Source organism: Roseomonas sp. CCTCC AB2023176, assembly GCF_042259275.1.
Taxonomy (GTDB): Bacteria; Pseudomonadota; Alphaproteobacteria; order Acetobacterales; family Acetobacteraceae; genus Roseomonas.
Genome location: NZ_CP170086.1, coordinates 633728 through 649085 on the forward strand (window position 1 = coordinate 633728; position 15358 = coordinate 649085).

At 74.0% G+C, this 15358-nt stretch carries 14 protein-coding genes and 1 pseudogene; 6 read left to right on the plus strand and 9 right to left on the minus strand.

Going from position 1 to position 15358, the window contains the following annotated elements; translation table 11 throughout:
- Nucleotides 1-8 precede the first annotated feature (8 nt).
- The 5 genes from ACE7GA_RS03150 to ACE7GA_RS03170 form a co-directional block, all read right to left on the minus strand.
- Nucleotides 9-326, minus strand: coding sequence for a hypothetical protein (locus ACE7GA_RS03150; protein WP_376095492.1), 318 nt, complete (start codon nt 324-326; stop codon nt 9-11).
- A gap of 140 nt (nt 327-466) precedes the next feature.
- Nucleotides 467-850 carry a RidA family protein gene (locus ACE7GA_RS03155; protein WP_376095495.1) on the minus strand — a complete coding sequence of 128 codons (384 nt, stop codon included), beginning with the start codon at nt 848-850 and terminating at the stop codon, nt 467-469.
- Nucleotides 847-1743, minus strand: coding sequence for an L-threonate dehydrogenase (ltnD, locus tag ACE7GA_RS03160; RefSeq protein WP_376095498.1), 897 nt, complete (start codon nt 1741-1743; stop codon nt 847-849). Before ltnD ends, ACE7GA_RS03155 begins: the two co-directional genes overlap by 4 nt.
- A gap of 55 nt (nt 1744-1798) precedes the next feature.
- The gene (locus tag ACE7GA_RS03165; RefSeq protein WP_376095501.1) at nt 1799-2416 is read right to left on the minus strand and encodes a CoA pyrophosphatase; all 618 of its coding nucleotides are present in this window, start codon (nt 2414-2416) and stop codon (nt 1799-1801) included.
- Nucleotides 2413-3036 carry a DUF1285 domain-containing protein gene (locus tag ACE7GA_RS03170; protein ID WP_376095504.1) on the minus strand — a complete coding sequence of 208 codons (624 nt, stop codon included), beginning with the start codon at nt 3034-3036 and terminating at the stop codon, nt 2413-2415. Before ACE7GA_RS03170 ends, ACE7GA_RS03165 begins: the two co-directional genes overlap by 4 nt.
- A 316-nt stretch (nt 3037-3352) precedes the next feature.
- On the opposite strand from ACE7GA_RS03170, the gene ACE7GA_RS03175 reads away from it, so the two are divergent.
- The 6 genes from ACE7GA_RS03175 (at nt 3353) to ACE7GA_RS03200 (ending at nt 11292) form a co-directional block, all read left to right on the plus strand.
- Nucleotides 3353-4357, plus strand: coding sequence for an AAA family ATPase (locus ACE7GA_RS03175; protein ID WP_376095507.1), 1005 nt, complete (start codon nt 3353-3355; stop codon nt 4355-4357).
- A complete protein-coding gene (locus ACE7GA_RS03180) occupies nt 4350-5309 on the plus strand; it encodes a DUF58 domain-containing protein (RefSeq protein WP_376095510.1) in 960 nt (319 codons plus the stop codon). Before ACE7GA_RS03175 ends, ACE7GA_RS03180 begins: the two co-directional genes overlap by 8 nt.
- A 73-nt stretch (nt 5310-5382) precedes the next feature.
- The gene (locus ACE7GA_RS03185) at nt 5383-8079 is read left to right on the plus strand and encodes a DUF4159 domain-containing protein (protein WP_376095513.1); all 2697 of its coding nucleotides are present in this window, start codon (nt 5383-5385) and stop codon (nt 8077-8079) included.
- Nucleotides 8079-9815, plus strand: coding sequence for a hypothetical protein (locus ACE7GA_RS03190; RefSeq protein WP_376095516.1), 1737 nt, complete (start codon nt 8079-8081; stop codon nt 9813-9815). The genes ACE7GA_RS03185 and ACE7GA_RS03190 overlap by 1 nt, the downstream gene beginning before the upstream one ends.
- Complete coding sequence (locus ACE7GA_RS03195; protein ID WP_376095519.1) at nt 9812-10165, plus strand: hypothetical protein; 354 nt, start codon at nt 9812-9814, stop codon at nt 10163-10165. Before ACE7GA_RS03190 ends, ACE7GA_RS03195 begins: the two co-directional genes overlap by 4 nt.
- A 26-nt stretch (nt 10166-10191) precedes the next feature.
- Nucleotides 10192-11292, plus strand: a complete 1101-nt coding sequence (locus ACE7GA_RS03200; RefSeq protein WP_376095522.1) for a PepSY-associated TM helix domain-containing protein — start codon at nt 10192-10194, stop codon at nt 11290-11292.
- 7 nt (nt 11293-11299) lie between these two features.
- Here the strand turns inward: ACE7GA_RS03200 and ACE7GA_RS03205 are convergent, their stop codons facing one another.
- The 4 genes and pseudogenes from ACE7GA_RS03205 to ACE7GA_RS03220 form a co-directional block, all read right to left on the minus strand.
- Nucleotides 11300-12262, minus strand: a complete 963-nt coding sequence (locus ACE7GA_RS03205) for a Bug family tripartite tricarboxylate transporter substrate binding protein (protein WP_376095525.1) — start codon at nt 12260-12262, stop codon at nt 11300-11302.
- 11 nt (nt 12263-12273) lie between these two features.
- Complete coding sequence (locus ACE7GA_RS03210; RefSeq protein ID WP_376095528.1) at nt 12274-13275, minus strand: C-terminal binding protein; 1002 nt, start codon at nt 13273-13275, stop codon at nt 12274-12276.
- A gap of 16 nt (nt 13276-13291) precedes the next feature.
- Nucleotides 13292-13753: pseudogene (locus ACE7GA_RS03215) on the minus strand (hypothetical protein); the annotation flags it as partial.
- Nucleotides 13754-13990: 237 nt separating this feature from the next.
- Nucleotides 13991-15277 (minus strand): ArgE/DapE family deacylase, encoded by a 1287-nt coding sequence (locus tag ACE7GA_RS03220; protein ID WP_376095531.1) that lies wholly within the window; start codon nt 15275-15277, stop codon nt 13991-13993.
- Nucleotides 15278-15358: the final 81 nt, after the last annotated feature.

The window sequence follows — 15358 nt, forward strand, 5'->3', positions numbered from 1 at the left end:
CGCGTCGCTCACCGGGGCGGCCCCTGATAGGGCGGCGGGACCGGCGCCGATGGCCCGACCGGCGGCCAGGCCGTGTCACCGCGGGAGGTGGCGGAATGCCCTGGCTCCACCCGGTTTCCCTCCAGCCTCGGCGGCACGTAGGCGGTTCCGCGGTCCATCCCGCGCGACAACCCGTACCAGGCCGCCGCCCCGATCGAGAGGAAAACGCCGATCAGCGCGAGGATGAGGACGTGGGACGCGACCGCCCGCCCCGGGTTGAAGCGGACCCACAGGGCGTAGAGAGCGAAGGGGGAGGCGAAGAGCAGCGCCTCGATGAGGTAGGGCATATCGGGCCGTATATGGCGCGCCCGGCCGGAAGGCGGATAGGCCCGGCGCCGGAACCGGCGTCGCCGCGGGCTCCGCCGGGCAGCGAAGGCAGGCGATGGTCGCGGCGGTGGAGGCAGCTACCCCGGTGGCCCCGTGCTGTTCAGCCGACGCCGGCCAGGGCGATGCAGGAGAAGGCGACCCGCGCCTCGGTCGGCACCCCGAAGCGCGCGGTGTGGCGGGCCGGGAGCCCGCCGGGGAAGTGCGTCACGTATTCCGCATTGCATTCGGCGTAGTCCGCCGGGTCCGTGATGAGCATCGTGACCTGCACCACCCGGCCCAGCCCGCTCCCCGCCTCCGCGAGGATGCCGGCCAGCGTCGCGAGCGCGTTCCGCACCTCCTCCCCGGCGGTCGCGCCGCGGTGGACCCCACGCGCCGGATCGTGCGGCGCGGAATGGCCGGACACGAAGACGAGCCCGCCCGCGACCGTCGCGCGGGAGAACGGGCGTGCCTCGCCCGTCCCGGGCTGGCCGATGAAGGCGATCACGGCGTCTTCCCCGCGACCGCGTCCCCGCCGGGATAGGTGCGGACCACCGTGCTGTCATCCGCGCCCGCCAGCCCTGCCTCGGCTGCCGCGTGGAAGCGCGCCAGCGCGGCCTCGGCGACCGGCGTCTCCGCCCCCAGCGCCGCCGCGGAATCGCGCACGATCCCCAGGTCCTTCACGAAGATCGCGACGGCCGAGCGCGTCGGCGGGTCGGCCTGCATCATCCGCGGCACGCGGTCGCCGAACATCCAGGAGTTACCGGCGGAGCTCGTGATGACCTCGTGCACCACAGCCGAGTCGAGGCCTGACCGCGCCGCGAGCGCCATGGCTTCGGCCGCCGCCGCGATGTGCACGCCCGCGAGCAACTGGTTGATCATCTTCACGCGGGACCCCGCGCCGGGCGTCTCGCCCAGCCGATAGACCTTGCCCGCGACCGCGCCGAGGAAGGGCCCGGCCGCCGCGAAGGCCTCCGGCGCGCCCGATGCCATGAGGGTCGTCTGCCCCGCCTCCGCCCGCGCGGCTCCGCCGGAGGTCGGGGCGTCCAGCACCAGCAGCCCCAGCGCGGCCAGGCGTTCGGCGATCGCCTCCGTACGCGCGGGCGGCATCGTCGCGTTCAGCAGGACGACCGCGCCGGGCGCCAACGCCGCCGCAGCGCCGTCCGGCCCGAACAGCACCTGCTCCGTCTGGTCCGCGTTCACGACGACGACGAAGAGTGCGTCGGCACCGCGCGCGGCCTCAGCGGGCGTCGCCGCCGGTGTGCCGCCGGCATCCCGAAGGCGATCCAGCGCCTCGGGCCGCAGGTCCAGGCCGCGGGTCCCGATCCCCGCGCGGAGCAGCGAGGCCGCGATGCCCCATCCCACGGCGCCGAGGCCGATGACACCCGCGATCCGCGCCATGCTGTCCCCCTTGGGCAGGACCGATGCTGCACCGCCCGCGGCGCGGCGGCCAGCCTCAGCGCAGCGCCAGGGCCAGGCTCCGCAGCATCGTCGCCGTCGCGCCCCAGATGCGGTGGCGGTCGTGGGGCCAGATCCAGTATTCGCGGGTGCGGCCGCCGAACACGCCGCTCTCCCGCCGCGGCGCCGCGGGGTCCAGCAGGCGGGCGAGCGGGTACTCGAAGACCTCCGCCACCTCCTCCGGCGCCGGCGTCAGGGCCAGCGGCGGGTCGAGCAGCGCGATGACCGGGACCACGTGGAACCCCGTACCCGTGTAGATCTCGGGCAGGCGCCCGGCGATCCGCGGCAGGCGCGGGTCCAGGCCGACCTCTTCCGCCGCCTCGCGGATCGCGGCGGCCTCGGGCGTCTCGCCCTCCTCGATCCGGCCGCCGGGGAAGGCGACCTGCCCCGCATGGGCCGACAGCGTCGCGGTTCGCAGCGTCAGCAGCACCGTCGGTTCGTCATGCAGGACGACAGGCACAAGCACCGCCGAACGCCGCGCGCCCGGCGCGATGGCCGCCGCATCCTGCCGCACCACCGGCGGCAGGGCGGCAGGCCGTTCGCGATCCGTCAGCCGATGCTCGACCTCCGCCGCCGACAGCGCCGGCGGGACGACGACCGGCAGCGGATCAGTCACGCCGCCGCGTCGTCGAGGTCGGCGTAGATGTCCTCGGATCCCTCCGGCGCCTCGTCGATGACGAAGAACACGCCCTCGCTCCACACGCCCAGCACCTCGCGCCCATCCACCGTCTCGGGCTGGGCGAGGGCGACCAGCTCGTAGAAGACGGAGCGGGAAATACGGGCTTCCAGCGCCATCCCGCCCGGCGTCGTACGCACGGTGACGTAGGGTCGCGGCTCCCGCGTGACCGGGTCCACCTCGACGCGGATCGGATGCTCGATGTCAGCGGTGACCATCTGGTCAAGGTTGGTCCGGAAGGTCAGCACCTGCCGGGTGCGGGAGGAGGACGCGCCGTGCTGCTCGCACAAGTCCGCGCCGCAACAATGGCCCCACATGAGTTCCACGGCGACGAAAGGCGCATCCTCCACCTCGATCCGCCCGCGCTCGACGGGCGTCTCCAGCCAGTAGGACCCGTCGGCCTCCCGCTTCAGCACCGTGGCGAAGAGGCAGACCAGTTCCCGCCGGTTGATCGGGCTGCCCTGGTAGTGCCAGGTCCCGTCACGCGCGATGCGCATGCCGAACTCGCCGCAATCCACCTTCGGTCGTGATGGCCTGGCCAGGATCGGCGCGTGCGCCATCGTGGCTCCCTCCGCCCGTCCATGTACGCCCAATGCCATCCCTGCCTGCTCCAGGTCCGCCGCCCCGAAGCGGCCCGCCCGGACGACCGACGAGGTCGTGACGGGCGCGCTCTGCCGCTTCCGGCCGGTCTTCCCTTCCCGATCCCCGATCGCGGCCCCACTCTTGCTCAAGCGGCTCTAGGTTGAGCCGGCTCTAGGTCGAGCCGGCTCTAAGCTGAGCCGACCCCGCCGGCTTCCTGATGCCGGCGGGGCCGAGAGGGACGAACGGGCTACCCGGATGGGCGTTACCGGATGGCAATATGGAAAGGGCCACGCGATGGTTGAAGGGGCAGGCATCGAGGATGCCACCCGGATCGCCGGGGAGGCCGAGGCCCTGGCCTCACGCCTCGTCCGCGTCCGTGCCGCGGTCGGCCGCGTGATCCTGGGACAGGAGGAGGTGGTGGAGCAGGCGCTCATCACCCTGCTGTCCGGCGGCCACATGCTGCTCGTCGGCGTGCCCGGCCTCGGCAAGACCAAACTCGTGGAGACGCTCGGTACCGTGCTCGGCCTGGACGAGCGGCGCGTGCAGTTCACCCCGGACCTCATGCCCTCCGACATCCTGGGCTCCGAAATTCTCGATGAGGGGCAGGACGGACGCCGCTCCTTCCGCTTCCTCAAGGGCCCGGTCTTCTGCCAGTTGCTGATGGCCGACGAGATCAACCGCGCCTCCCCCCGCACGCAATCCGCGCTGCTGCAGGCGATGCAGGAGCACAAGGTCGCGATCGCCGGCGAGGTGCATCCCCTCCCCTCCCCCTTCCACGTGCTCGCGACGCAGAACCCGATCGAGCAGGAGGGCACCTATCCCCTGCCCGAGGCGCAGCTCGACCGCTTCCTGCTAGAGATCGAAGTCGGCTATCCCGACGAGAACGCGGAGCGCGCGATGCTCCTCGCGACGACCGGCGCCGAGCAGGCGCGGCCGTCGCAGGCGATGAGCGCGGAGGAGTTGATCGCCGCGCAGGCCCTCGTCCGCCGCCTGCCGGTCGGGGAATCCGTCCTGAACGCCATCCTGCGCCTGGTCCGCGGCGCGCGCCCCGACACGGCGACGCTGCCCGCGGTGAAGCAGCACCTGGCCTGGGGCCCGGGCCCCCGCGCGGCGCAAGCGCTGATGCTGGCCACGCGGGCGCGGGCACTGCTCGACGGTCGCCTCTCGCCCTCCGTCGAGGACGTCATCGCCCTCGCTGAGCCAGTGCTGCGGCACCGCATGGCGCTTGGCTTCGCGGCGCGCGCCGATGGGGTGCGGGTCGCCGAGGTGATCGCGGCCCTGAAGGCCGATCTTGGCTAGCGCCGCGACGGGGCCCGTCAGCGGACGCTTCGCGACACGGGATTCCGCGCCCTCCCTCGGGGCCACCGCGCCGGGACGCGCCGGTGCGATCGACGCAGCCGGCGTGCTTCGCGCCGAGGCCGCGGCGGCGCGCCTCCCCGCCCTGATCGTGGCGGCGGAGCGCGTCGCCGCGACGATCATGGGCGGCGTCCACGGCCGCCGCCGCGCCGGATCGGGCGACGCCTTCTGGCAGTTCCGCCCCTACGTCCCCGGCGACGATGCCACGCGCGTGGACTGGCGCCAGAGCGGGAAATCCGACCGCGTCTTCGTACGCGAGACGGAGTGGGAGGCGGCGCAGACGGTCGCCCTGTGGCGCGACCCGTCGGAGGGGATGATCTGGACCGGCGACCCGTCGCGCCCGACGAAGCGCGACCGCGCCGACCTGCTGCTTCTCGCCCTATCGTCGCTGCTGCTGCGCGGCGGAGAGCGGGTGCGGCTGATCGGCGGCGGGCGCGGGGTCTCCGGGCGCTCTTCCCTCGCCACCCTCGCCGCCCGCCTCGGGCGGCTGGACGGCCCGCCGGTGGACCAGACCCTGCCGCGCCACGCGCGCGCCGTGCTGTTCGGCGACTTCCTCGGCCCCCTGCCGGACATGCGGGACCAGTTGTCGGGCCTGGCCTCCTCCGGCCTCGCGACGACGCTCGTCGTGATCGCCGACCCCGCGGAGGAATCGCTGCCCTATGCGGGGCGCGTGCGGTTCGAGCCGCTTGGCGGCGGCTTGGACGACATCGCCCTCGTGCCGCGGGTCGAAGGTATCCGCGAGCTCTACCAGGAACGCCTCGCGGCGCATCGCGCAGGGCTCGCGGCGCTCGCGGCTTCGCTCGGCATGCGGCTGCTGACGCACCGGACCGACGCGCCGGCCGGGGCGGCCCTGCTGGCGTTGTGGCAGGCGCTGGCACCGGCGGGGGCACGCTGATGCGCGGTGGACGGAGGCACGCGACGCTTCCGCCGCCGCGGCATGCGCCGACACGCCTTCGAAGTCACGCCCGATGAACGCGATCACCTTCGCTGCCCCCTGGCTCCTCGCCGCGCTCGTCGCGCTGCCCGCGCTGTGGTGGCTGCTGCGCGTCACGCCGCCCGCGCCGCGCCGCCAGGCCTTCCCGCCCGCGCGCTTCCTGCGCGACCTCCCGCTCGTCGAGGAAACCCCGTCGCGCACGCCCTGGTGGCTGCTGCTGCTGCGGATGGTCGCGGCGGCGCTCATCATCCTCGGCCTCGCGCGGCCCGTCTGGAACGCTGTGTCCGGCGACGGCGGGGATCGCCCGCTGCTGATCGTGATGGATGACGGCTGGGCCGCGGCGACGGACTGGCCGGACCGGATGGCGGTCGCCTCCGCCGCGCTGGACCGCGCGGCGCGATCCGGGCGGCGCGTCGCGATACTCTCCACTGCTGCACCCGACAACGGCGACGCGATCCGCCCGACCGGCTGGATGCCGGCGGAGGAAGCGCGTTCCCGCCTCGCCGCGATGCACCCACGGCCCTGGTCGCCCGACCGTACGACGGCGCTGACCGCCTTCCAGGCCTGGCGCGGGGGCGCCGGCAGCTTCGCGTCGCTTTACCTTTCGGACGGCATCGGGCACGGCGACGACGACGCGCCACTGATGCAGGCCCTGGCCGATGCGGGGCCGCTGGAGGTCGCGCGCGGCGCCGCGGGCGGCGCGATGGTCCTGCCGCCGCCGCGCGCGGAGGCCGACCGCCTCGTCCTCTCGGTGCAGCGCGCGCCGGGCGGGCCCGCGACCACGGCGGGCGTGCTGGCCCTGACCGCCGATGGCCGCGCCCTCGGCCGCGCCGCGCTGGACCTGCCAGCCGGCGCGACGAGCGCGGAGGGCACGCTGGAACTGCCTGTCGAGATCCGCAACGCCGTGACCCGCCTGGAACTCGAAGGTCCCGCCGCCCCGGGCGCCGCGGGCGTCGCTCTGCTGGATGAGCGCTTCCGCCGCCGCCCCGTCGGTCTCCTGGCCGCAGCCGACGAGGCGGCGGACGCCCCGCTGACCGGCGCCCTCTACTACCTCGACCGCGCGCTGAACCCGACCGCGGAGGTGCGGCGCGGCACGCTGGACACGTTGCTGTCGCGGCGCCTCGCCGTCCTGGTCCTGGCCGACCGTCCGCTTACGGAGGGCGCGGAAACCGAGGCCGTGTCGCGCTTCGTGCAGGGGGGCGGCTTGGTTCTGCGCTTCGCCGGTCCGCGCACGGCGGAACGCGGCGACCCGCTGCTGCCCGTGCCGCTGCGCGCCGGCGAGCGGCAGTTGGGTTCAGCCCTGTCCTGGGACCGCCCCCAGACCCTGGCGCCCTTCGCCGAGGGCAGTCCCTTCGCCGGCCTGACCCCGCCCGCCGAGGTCACCGTCACGACCCAGGTCCTCGCCGAACCGGTCCCCCGCCTCGCCGAACGCTCCTGGGCCCGGCTGACGGACGGAACCCCCCTCGTGACCTTCGAGAACCGGGGGCAGGGGCGGATCGTCCTGTTCCACGTGACGGCCAATGCCGATTGGTCGGACCTGCCGCTCTCCGGCCTGTTCGTGGACATGCTGCGGCGGCTGGTCGCCCTCTCGGCGGGCGTGGTCGGGGCGGAAGGAGAGGCTCCCTTGGCACCCCTGGAGACCCTGGACGGCTTCGGGCGCCTCGGCACGCCGCCGCCCGCCGCGGGCCCGATCCCGGCCTCCGCGCTGGCAGCGACCGCGCCAGGGCCGCGCTACCCGCCGGGCTGGTACGGCACCCCCGCCGAGGGCGGGGAACGGCGGGCGCTGAACCTCTCCGCGTCGCTCCCTCCGCCGCGCGCCGCCGCGAACCCGCCTTCCGGCGCGCAGGTCTCCGCGATCGGCGGTGTGCCGGCGGAGCGCGACCTCGGTCCCTGGCTGCTCGCTATGGCGCTCGTGCTCCTGGCGGCGGACCTGCTGCTGTCCTTGCAGACGCGCGGCCTCGGAGTCCGGGTGCGGGCGGCGGCCGTGGCTCTCGTACTGCTCCTGCCGGGCGTCGCGTGGGCGCAGGAAGGCGCGCCGGCGCTGACCACGCGCTTGGCATATGTCGTGACCGGCGATGCCTCGACCGACGAGGTGTCGCGCCAGGGCCTGCTCGGCCTTTCCGACTACGTGAACCGCCGCACCGCGACGGCGCTGGCCGAACCCGTCGCGGTCCGGCCGGGGCAGGACGACCTGTCCTTCTACCCGCTGCTGTACTGGCCCGTGCTGCCCAACGCGGCGGCACCGGACAACGCCGCGGTCACCGCGCTCAACACCTTCATGCGCAACGGCGGCATCATCCTGCTCGACACGAAGAACGACGGCTCGGGCGCCGGCGTGTCCCTCGGCGCAGATGCGGCACTGCGGCGCGTGACGCGCGGGCTGGAGGTGCCGCCGCTCGCCGCCGTGCCGGACGACCACGTGCTGAAGCGCGCCTTCTACCTGCTGCCCGACCTGCCCGGGCGCTACACCGGCGGCACGGTCTGGGTGGCGCGCGACACGGACCGGGCGAATGACAGCGTCTCCCCCGTCATCGTCGGCGGCCACGACTGGGCCGCGGCCTGGGCGGTGGATGGGCGGGGGCAGAACCCCTATGCCGTCCTGCCCGGCGGGGCACGGCAGAGGACGCTCGCCTACCGCTTCGGCGTCAACCTGGTGATCTACGCGCTGACGGGGAACTACAAGGGCGACCAGGTCCACGTGCCGGCCATCCTCGAGCGGCTGGGCAATTGATGACCCGCACCCTCGCCTCCCTCGACCTCGCGCCGGTGCTGCCGCTGTGGCTGCTGCTGGTGCTGGCCGCCGTCGCGCTGGCCGCGCTGATCCCGGCCCTCGTCCGGCGCGCGCGCGGGGCGTGGTGGCGGGCCCTGGCCTTCCTCCTCGTCCTCGGCGCGCTCGCCAACCCGCGGCTCGTGCAGCAGACGCGGGAGACGCGGCCGGACATCGCCCTCCTTGTCACCGACCGCAGCGCCTCCACGGAGGTCGGCGACCGCGCCGCGGCGATCGAGGCCGCGCGCGCTGCCATTGAGGCGCGCGCGGGACGGCTGCCCGACCTCGAACTCCGCACCGTCGTCGCGGAGGAAGGCGGCAACCAGGGCACGCGCCTCTTCGCCGCAGCCGAACGCGCGCTGGCCGACATTCCCCGCGCGCGGCTCGCGGGCGTCATCGCCATAACCGACGGGCAGGTGCACGACGTCCCGCGCTCCTGGCCCGGCGACGCGCCCTTCCACGTGCTGCTCCCCGGGCGCCAGGGCGAGACCGACCGGCGCCTGCGCGTCATTGAGGCGCCGGGCTTCGGCATCGTCGGCCGCTCCGTGGACATCCGGCTTATGGTGGAGGACCTCGGCGTCGCCGCCGCGCAGCCGGGCGGCCCCGTGCGCCTGACGCTGCGCCGCGACGGCGCCGCGCCACGGACCGAGACGGTGCCGGCAGGCCGCGAACATCGCATCGCCATCCCCATCGAGCGCGGCGGTCCCTCCGTGGTCGAGATCACCGCGGAGGAACGGCCCGGCGAAGTCTCCACCCTCAACAACACCGCGGTCGTCGCGATCAACGGCGTGCGCGACCGCCTGCGCGTGCTGCTGGTGTCCGGCGAGCCGCATGCCGGCGAACGGACCTGGCGGCGCCTGCTGAAGGCCGACCCCAACGTGGACCTCGTCCACTTCACCATCCTGCGGCCGCCGGAGAAGGACGACCTGACGCCGCTGAACGAACTGGCGCTGATCGCCTTCCCCGTGCGGGAACTGTTCCAGCAGAAGCTCCGCGACTTCGACCTGATCGTCTTCGACCGCTTCTCCAACCGCGGCATCCTGCCGCCGCAATACCTCCGCAACATCGCGGACTACGTGCGGCAGGGCGGCGCGTTGCTGATGTCGGTGGGACCGGAGTTCACGGGCCCGTCCTCCCTCGCCGCGACGCCGCTCGGCACCGTCCTGCCCGCGCGCCCCGTGCCGGGATCCGGCGCCGTCGCCGAAACCGCCTTCCGCGCGCAGGTCACGGAAGCCGGCCTTCGCCACCCCGTCACCGAGGGCCTGGCCGGCGCCAACCCCGCCGCCGACGCCGCGGCCACCTGGGGCCGCTGGTACCGCTATCTCCGCGCCGATGCGCGCGGCGGCAACGTCATCCTCGGCGCGCCCGGCGGATCGCCGTTGCTCATCACCGACCGCGTCCAGGAAGGCCGCGTGGCGCTGCTCCTTTCCGACCAGATCTGGCTCTGGTCCCGGGGACATGACGGCGGCGGGCCGCAGGCCGAACTGCTGCGCCGGATCGCGCACTGGCTGATGCGGGAACCCGAACTGGAGGAGGAGGACCTGACGGCCGCGATCGCCAACGGCCGCCTGACCGTCACGCGCCGCAGCCTCGCCGATGCCGCACCGCCAGAGGTCACGGTGACCGCGCCTGACGGAACCGTGACCCGCCGCACGCCCGAGCGCACGGGGGTGGCCGCGCGGTCGCGGACCTGCCCGTGACCCGCGCCGGCGTCTGGAGCGCGACCGACGGCACCCGCACCGCCTTCGCCGCCGCCGAGGCGCCGAACGCGCCGGAGATCGCCGACCTCCGCGCCGACCCATCCCGGCTGATGCCCGTCGTCAACGCCGGCGGTGGCGCCGTGCGCTGGCTGGGCGAGGGCACGACGGTGCCCGAACTGCGGCGCGTCTCCGCGGGACGCGACGCCTCCGGCCCCGGCTGGATCGGCCTGGTGCGGCGGGAGGACGGGACAGTGACCGGCATCTCCGCCCTGCCGCTGCTGCCGCCGTGGCTTGCGCTGGTGCTCGTCCTTGGCGTCGCGATCGTCGCGTGGCGGCAGGAGGGTCGCTGAACCGGGTTCGCAAAGCCTGGCGGCGGGTGCATCGCTGGCTCGGGCTGCTGGCCTGCGCGGTGCTGTTCCTCGTCGCCCTCTCCGGCAGCGCGCAGGTCTATTGGCGGGAGATCGACGCCTGGCTGAACCCGGCCCTCTACCGCGCCTCGCCCGGCCCGGACCTAGGCGCAGCTGCGGCGATCCGGGCCGCGGAGGCGGTGTCGGACGACCCGATCTTCCTCGTCCGCGCGCCCGACGCGACCTGGCCCGTCTGGGTCGTGTCCCACGCCGTCGAGACGCCGTACGGGCTGGACACCTGGACGACGCACGTGGATCCCGCGACAGGGGCGGTGCTGGGACGGCGCGACTACGGCCGCAGCCTCATGCACACGATCCTGGAACTCCATTACACGCTGTTGCTGCGCGACTGGTGGGGGATGGAGCTCGTCGGCATCGTCGGGCTGTCGATGCTGGCCTCGGTCGGCTCGGGCCTCTGGCTGTGGTGGCCGCGGGAGGGCTGGCGCCACGCCTTCCGGTTCGCGTTGCGCCCGCGCGGGCGGATGTGGTGGGACCTGCACCGCGTCACGGGCGCCGTCGCCGCGCTCGTGCTGGCGATGGTGGCCTATTCCGGCGTGGCGCTGATCTTCCCGAAGGTCGCGGCACTGCCGCTAGCCCCGGTCTCCGAAACGACGCCGCTCCGCCCGCCGAAGGTGCCGGATCGCGACGAGCCCTACGCCGTGGACGCCGACACCGCGATGCGCGCGGCGGAGGCGGCATTGCCCGGGTACCGAACCTGGTTCCTGCTGCCGCCCGAACCGCCGGTCCATTCCTGGCGCATCAGCCTGAAGGCGCTCGACGCCGACACGGCCTCGGGCGCGCGGAACATCCTGTGGGTGGATGCCTGGGACGGCCGTGTCGTCGGCGCGCGGACGCATGCGACGATGGGCACGGCGGACCGTTGGATTACGGCGCAGATCTCGCTGCATGGCGGCGGCTACTTCGGACCGGTGGGGCGCGCGGTGGTGTGCCTCTCGGGCCTGACATTGGCGCTGCTCTGCGTCAGCGGTCCGGTGCTCTACGCGAGGCGGCTCAGGGCGCGCCGCGCAGCGGCGCGACGCGTCGGTTCCTTCGCCCAGGCCAGCAGCTGACGCGGCTTCACCCGACGCGCAGCCCCGCCGCGTCGATTACGCGAGACCACTTCGCGTTCTCCTCCCGCACGTAGGCCTCGAACGGCCCCGGCGCCATCGACACCGCGCGGCAGCCCTGCTGACCCAGGGCGGAGACAACCTGCGGCACCTCCAGCGCCAGTCGCAGCGCCTCCGACAACCGCGCGATCGCGGGCGTGGGCACGCCGGCCGGGCAGACGAGGCCCCACCAGGGCGCCGCGACGAAGCCCGGAAGCCCGGCCTCGGAGAGCGTCGGGATGTCCGGCGCTTCGGCCACGCGTCCCGCGGTCGTCACGCCCACCGCGCGGATGCGCGCCGCCCGCACGTTCTCCAGCACCGTGGAGAGCGCGTCGAAGAAATAGTCCACCCGCCCCGCGACGAGGTCCGTCATCGCCGGCGCCGCGCCGCGATAGGGCACGTGTACGCCCTGGATGCCCGCCGTCGTGTTGAACATCTCGCCCGCGAGGTGCGACGTGGAGCCCTGGCCGGAGGACGCGAAGTTCAGCTTCCCCGGATTGGCCTTCGCGTGCGCGATGAAGGACGGCAAGTCGGTCGAGGGCAGCGCCGCGCTCGTCACCAGCACGAAGGGCCCGTCGCCGACCAGCCCCACGAAGCCGAAGTCGCGGTCCGGATTGAACGGCGTGTCCCGCTCGACGAGGGGACGGTAGAAGGTGCCGGCCCCGGCGATGAGGATGGAGTAGCCGTCCGGCGGCGACTTCGCGACATTGTCCGAGCCCAGCGCTCCGCCGGCGCCGGGACGGTGGTCGTAGGCGAGCGGCTGGCCCAGGTGCTTCGCCATCTCGTCGCCGATGATCCGCGCGATGTTCGCGGTGGCTCCGCCCGGGGCCCAGGGAATGACGAAGCGGATGGGCCGGTTCGGGTAAGGCGATTGCGCCAGCGCAGGCATCGCGAGCGTCGCGCCGGCGGCGGCGATCAGGGGGCGGCGTTGCATCGCAGGGATCCTCATCGCGGCAAAAGGTCGGCGTTGACGCAGTTCCGCAGCTGCCCCTGGCGCAGGAACATCAGAGCCGTTTCCATTCCCAGCCGGCGAGTGTCGCGGAGGGAATGCGGGGAGTAGTAGGCCATGTGCGGCGTCAGCACGAAGCGCCCACGCAGCCAGTCCTCATCGCGCGTCCAGGCCCGCATCAGGGGATGCGTGGGGTCGGGCGGCTCGCTCGGCAGCACGTCCAGCGCGGCGCCCGCGAGGTGCCCGGACCGCAGGGCGTCATGCAGCGCGTCCAGGTCGACGACCCCGCCGCGCGACGTGTTCACCAGGATGGCGCCCGGCCGCATCGCGGCGAAGGCCGCGGCATCCATCATCCCGCGCGTCCCCTCGTTCAGCGGCGTGTGCAGCGTGACCACGTCGCTCGCGGCCAGCAGGTCGTGCAGGGTGCCGTACCGCGTCAGTCCGGCGGGCGCTCCCACTGCCGGATCGACGTAGCCGGTGCGCATCCCCAGTCCAGCCACCCGCCGCGACACCATCCCGCCGATCCGCCCCAGCCCCACGACGCCGAGCGTCAGCGTGGACAGCCGCCGCGCCGGAACCGGCTGCGCCGGCCCCCAATCCATGAGGTCGGACCGCGTCCGGTCGGCCTGCAGCACGACGCCCCGCACAAGCGCCAGCAGCAGGGCGATGGCATGGTCCGCGACCTCCTCCGTCCCGTAATCCGGCACGTTGCAGACGGGCACGCCACGCACAGCGGCCGCGGCGAGGTCGATCCGTTCGAACCCCACCCCGCCCCGGACGATGACCGTCAGCCGCGGCATCATCGCGATGATCTCGGCGGGAACGATCGCCTGGTGCTGCGGGATCAAGGCGTCCGCGAGGGCGTAGCGCTCCGGCGTGACGTCGGGATCACCGAGCCGGTGCAGGTCCACCTCGGCGTCCTCCCCGGCGAGGGCCTGCTCGATGTCCGGCGGGCCGTCGAACTTGGCGTCGCGGATCAGGATGCGGAATCGGGGCATGGCCGGAGCGTCGCGGTCACGGCGGCGCCGCGCAAGACATCACGGGGGCGGCACCCTGTCCGGCCGGACCTCTTCTGCCCCCAAGCCATGGCCGGCCGCCGGCGATGGTCAGGACGGAAACGGTCTTCAGCGGAATGCGCTGCCCCGGTGGGCAGGCGTTGCGGCCTGTCACGTCCTGGAACCCGTCGGTGCCCGCCGCCGACTGTACGTTGTCCCCGAAGCAGGCCAGGAACATCACGGGCCCCACCTGCGCGGGCAGCCACGGCGAGGACGCGCGGGGCGTCAGGAAGGGCACGCCCGCCGCGACCGTGGCGGGCCCGAAGGCCAGCACGGGACCGCAGTCCCCGCACCCCATCAGCGCAGCAAGGCGGTCGGCTTCGATCAGCGCGCGCCCGATCCCCCGCACCGCACCCATGTCGCTCCGCGTGTCGCAGACGACGAGTTCCAAGGGCCGCGCGATCACCCCGCCCGCGGCATTGACCTCCCGCGCCGACCTCCCGCGCCCGGAGCAGCGCGCCGTCGCGGATTGCCGGGTTCAGCGGCGCCAGCGACCCCGTCGGGTTCCCCGGCAGCCCGATCCGGATCGGCGCCGCCGATGCGGCGTCGCGCACGCGCGAGCGTCGCGGTTCTGCCCAGCACCACGCCGCGCCTGCGGATCGTCATGGACGTTCCCTCTTCAGAACGACGACCCGGTGAGCACGGCCTCCGCGCGGCGTCAGGTCGCCTCCTCCACCCCGCACCAGTCCGCGACGAAGGCCGCGATGGAGAGCGTCGTGCGCTTCAGGAAATCCAGTTCCGTCCGCTCGTCGAAGCCATGCGCCCCCTCGCCGCGCGGGCCGTAGCAGAGGCCGGGCATGCCGAAGTACCGGCCGTAGTAGCGGGTGTCGTTGACGGCCGTGGACAGCCGCTCGCCCATCGCTTCCCCGAAGACCTGCTGGTGCGCGGCGGCCAGCACGCGCTCCGCCTCGCTCCCCGGCTCCAGCACGTAGCCATCGGCCTGGAAACCATGCCACGTGACCTGCGGCGGGTTGTTGGCCAGGAAGTCGTCGCCCGCCCGCGCCTCGGCGATGCAGCGCTCAACGGCGGCCATCGCATCCGCCACCTCCGTCCCCGGCAGCAGCCCGATCCGGCAATCCACCTCGCACCAGGCCGGCGTGGACGACGCCCAGTCGCCGCCGCGGATGATCCCCGGCGAGAACTTGATGGGGTTCGCGACGGCCCGGTAGATCGGGTCGTGATGCGCCGCCTCGTTCAGGCGCACCGTATGCTCCTGCAGGGCGCGGATCAGGTGCATGGCGGACAGGATCGCGTTGGTCCCGCGATCCGCCATCATCACGTGCACCGGCACGCCTGTGACGCGCAGGCGGAACCACAATGTCCCGGTGTGCGCGCGCGTGATCGTGCCGCCCGTCGGCTCCGGGATCAGGCACGCATCCGCGCGGTACCCGCGCAGCAGGGTGGAGAGCGCGCCGTTCCCCGTGCTCTCCTCCTCCGTCACGGTCTGGAGGTGCACGTCGCCGCGCGGCACCAGCCCCGCCCCGCGGATCGCGTCCATCGCGAAGACCATCGCCGCGACCCCCGCCTTCATGTCGTGCGCGCCGCGGCCGTAGAGCCACCCGTCCCGCACCCGGCCGGAAAAGGGCGGGTCCGTCCACATCTCCGCCGGCCCCTCCGGCACGACATCGACATGCCCTTGCAGGATCACGCTTCGCGCGGCCGGATCGGAACCGCGCCGCGTCGCGACGACCTGCACGCTGCCCGCCGGGTCCACCCCGACCATCGGCGCTGCCTTCGGATGCGCTTCCAGCGGGACGTCCGCCAGCGTGTAGCGGTCCACGACGTAGCCCCGCGCCGCGAAGGACCGCGCCAGGTGGTCCTGCAACGGTCCCTCCGCCCCGCGGCGGCTGGGGAAGCGCACGATCTCCGAAAGGAAGGCGACCTCCGCGTCGAAACCCGCCTCCACGGCGGCGCGGAGGCGGTCGAGAATCGCGGCATCGGGCATGCGCGGATGGTGACGCGCCGGCCGGCGACGCGCCAGCCACCCTGCGACAACCACTTCCCAGGGGCACCGCCCCGGCCCATC